Below are 558 nucleotides of genomic sequence, written 5' to 3'. Positions count from 1 at the left end.
AGTGAAGGACGCACCGGCTGACGCCGGAGGCATCATTTGGAGGAATGTAATTCCAGGTACTGCCTGATGACGTCGTCAGTCACGTTCCCAGAGGTCGTGGAGAAATACCCACGCGCCCAAAAGCGTCTTCCCCAGTACCGCTTGCGCAGGTCGGGGAACTCCATCTGGATGCGGCGGGATGACCGGCCCTTGATGCGCTGCATAACCTCGGACAGGGACAGTTTCGGCGGGATCGACAGGAACATGTGGATATGATCGCGTGCCAAAACACCTTTCACGATATGGACGCCCAGTTCCTCGCAAGTCTGGATGATGATTTCACGGATCCGCTCACGCATTGCGCCTTGCAGAACCTTGTACCTGTACTTCGTGGCCCACACGACATGATATCTGTGATAAAATCGCGTGTGCGCGGATGACGAGTAGCGCATGAGCTTCCTCCCCGGAATCTGAAGCCATACCCCTGCGGGGCTTCAGATTCCGGGGAGGAAGCTCAGAACAGATTCGCTGAAGCGGACCGGCTGGAAGCCGGTGGCTTCGATCCATTAGGTGGAAAGT

Annotated in this window: 1 protein-coding gene; it reads right to left on the bottom strand. The window is 56.8% G+C overall.

Features of this window, described 5'->3' with window-relative positions:
* Positions 1-32: 32 nt before the first annotated feature.
* The gene (gene tnpA, locus V8359_RS19295) at positions 33-431 is read right to left on the bottom strand and encodes an IS200/IS605 family transposase (RefSeq protein ID WP_336430779.1); all 399 of its coding nucleotides are present in this window, start codon (positions 429-431) and stop codon (positions 33-35) included.
* Positions 432-558: the final 127 nt, after the last annotated feature.

This window comes from Roseovarius sp. E0-M6, from assembly GCF_037083845.1.
In the GTDB taxonomy this organism is placed as follows: Bacteria; Pseudomonadota; Alphaproteobacteria; order Rhodobacterales; family Rhodobacteraceae; genus Roseovarius.
Note: the sequence above shows the minus strand (reverse complement) of the source record. Positions and strands in the feature narration are given on the sequence as shown.